A 2,742-nucleotide genomic window follows, 5' to 3' on the forward strand; every position below is an offset into this window, starting at 1 on the left:
TCCACAGGCGGATCCTCACACGTCGGCACGGTCCGCCCCAAGCAAATGGCATCGCGCCAGTTACCAAACACCCCCGCCAGGACAAAACGCTCTTTAAGTCGTCTTCGGGTCCGTTCACCGCAGGCGAGGGCATAACGACGGGTGCCGTGATCTCCATGTTCGTCTCCGATATCCAACTTGTCCCTTGGGCTTGAACGCTCCGCTTCACACCCCGCCGTTGCCGGCGACGCATGGGAACGCGGGGACGGGCCTTGGACACTGGCCCGAAGTTCAGCCGATCGATACCTCCTTCCCGTGGCTGTCCTTACTTACCTGGGGCGACTTCGTGTCGCACACTGAGGTTTTCTCAGTGGCGCGATTCTTCCCATCCCGTTTGGCGCTGATCGTCGCGATGACAGCTCCGTCGCTGATTGGGAGCGACATGTCAACGAGCAGCGCCCCCGCCATCGGGCAGGGGCGTTGCTCGAGACGGTCTGTTTCAGGGTGCCTTTTGGTCGGCGGGCTTCTCGATCTCGGTGGTCACCCGTGCCCCTCGGAAGAGCACCGGGAGCCACAGGAGACATGCCAGCAGGGGGACCGCGGCGTAGGTGGCCATGCCCACACTGGAGCCCAGCCCGTCCATGAGCGCGCCGAGGACGAGATAGCCGATGCCGATGAGCGCCGACTCCACGAATGCGATCATCGACAGCAGGCTCGCCCGGTGGCGCGACGGCACGGCCTCGTTGAACACGTTGTCCACGATCACGGCGGTGATCTCGGGAATCCCGACCAGGACCAGGAACGCGGCGATGGTGACCCAGACAAGGCCGAGGCCGCTCAGGCCGAGTGCCGCGGCGAGCGCCAGGAGAGACACCGGAACGATGACCCGATACCCGATACGCCGGGCCGCACGGTCCGACAACAGCGGAGTGAGCCCGCCGGCGAAGAATCCCGCCGATATGACCACGCTGACCAATGCGGTGCCCGCTCCCTGATCGGAGAGGGTCTTCTGCGTAAGAATGATGTACGGCGTCAAAGTCGCATGCATCAATCCGGACACCACGACGAGCGTCACGAGCGCCGGCGTGGCGACCCGAAGCATCGCCCGCCATGCTGTGGCGTCGCCGTGCTCCTCGGCTCCGTCCTGCTCGTCCACCGCGTCCGCGCCGCGGATCTCGGGCACCCGTGACATCAGCACCAACACGGTCAGGACGAGGCACGCCGCCGAACCGACGTAGACGACTCCCCAGGAGATCTGCTGCAGTTGGCCGCCGAGGACGATGGCGGCTCCCGAGGTGACCGTCCCGAGCATGGTGAACCGGGACTTGATCTTGACGTAGCTGGCCGTTGCACCACGACGCACGAGCAGGTCGTACAGCAGGGCGGTGTCCGAACCGGACACACATGCCATGCCCACACCCTGCCCGATGAACAGTGCCAGGAACACCCAGTAGTTGGAGAACGCCACCTGACCGAGCAGGCATCCAGCTATCAGCATCTGGCCGATCACGATGCTGGCACGCCTGCCGATTCGGTCGGCGATGACTCCCGTCGGCAACTCCGCAAGTCCGCTGACCAGGTAGAGCAGTGTCTGCAGTAGGGCCACTTGCCCGACGGAGAAGCCTCGCTGATAAAGGAAGAGGACGAATACGCCGCGCTGGAACAGCGAGTTGGTGAGCACGGCGTATACGTAGAACGGGCGCGTGACACTTCGTGCTGCATTGTCGACTGCAGCCGACCCGCTAAGGGCCTCCGTGGTGCCGGCCATGCTGCGGGCTCCCTGGTGACTCCGGTGATCATCAGTGTTGGGCCTCCGCCGCCGACCGGAACCTCCAGTCCATACTTCGCGCAGGATATCCACATCGTGGTGCACCTCTCCCGGCTGCTTGCCGCGCATCGCCGTCGTCTGGGCACCCCGCGGGGCTCGCGGTCACTGGGCACGTTCCGGCAGGCGGTCCTCGTGCTGCGCTGGTTCCGTGAGCGGGGCTGCGTGCACTGCCTGGCCAGGGACGCTGGCATCTCCCAGGCCACCAGCTATCGCTACCTGCACGAGGGAATCGACATCCTCGCGGCCCAAGCACCCGATCTGCACGAGGTGTTGGCCCGCTGCCGCGAGGAGGAGATGAGTCACGTGATCCTCGACGGCATGCTCGTCGAGAGCGACCGCCTGGCCGGCACTCGGGACAACGGCAACGACCCGTGGTTCAGCCAGAAACACAAGAGCTTCGGCGGCAACGTTCAGTTCCTGTCCGCCCCGGACGGCACCCCGCTGTGGGTCTCCGATGTCGAGCCGGGCTCCACCCCGGACATCACCGCCGCCCGGCTGCACGTCCTGCTCGCGTTGTACAAGGCAGCCGCAGACGGCCTGCTCACCCTGGCCGACAAGGGATACATCGGCGCCGGCATCGGCATCCGCGTCCCGGTCCGCCGCCCGAAGGGGAAGTCGGAACAAGCCCTCGACGCCGACACCCGCACCACGAACTGCCTGGTCAGAGACCTCCGCGCCCTCGGTGAGCGCGCCGCTGCCGAACTCAAAGAACGCTGGCGCACGCTCAAGCGCGTCACCCTCAGCCCCAGCCGTATCGGCGACATAGCCCGCGTCGCCCTTGCCCTCAACCGCCACTGGAAGTGATCTTCACTGAGAAAACCTCACTGAGCGTTTCGGTTGGCCGGAAAGGCCAACCCGAACGCGTACACACACCAGGCCAGGGGGGGTGGGGTTTAAACCACTGTAGCGGGCGCCCAGAGTGGGGGGGTGTATAT

General features: G+C 65.5%; 2 protein-coding genes. One reads left to right on the plus strand and one right to left on the minus strand.

What is annotated here, in order from left to right:
* Positions 1-478: 478 nt before the first annotated feature.
* A complete protein-coding gene (locus ACFVXE_RS30145) occupies positions 479-1,747 on the minus strand; it encodes an MFS transporter (protein WP_389675969.1) in 1,269 nt (422 codons plus the stop codon).
* 96 nt (positions 1,748-1,843) lie between these two features.
* On the opposite strand from ACFVXE_RS30145, the gene ACFVXE_RS30150 reads away from it, so the two are divergent.
* Entirely contained in the window at positions 1,844-2,611 is a 768-nt protein-coding gene (locus tag ACFVXE_RS30150) for a transposase family protein (RefSeq protein WP_389675916.1), read from the plus strand.
* Positions 2,612-2,742 lie beyond the last annotated feature (131 nt).

This window comes from Streptomyces sp. NPDC058231, assembly GCF_042882275.1.
Taxonomy (GTDB): domain Bacteria; phylum Actinomycetota; class Actinomycetes; order Streptomycetales; family Streptomycetaceae; genus Streptomyces.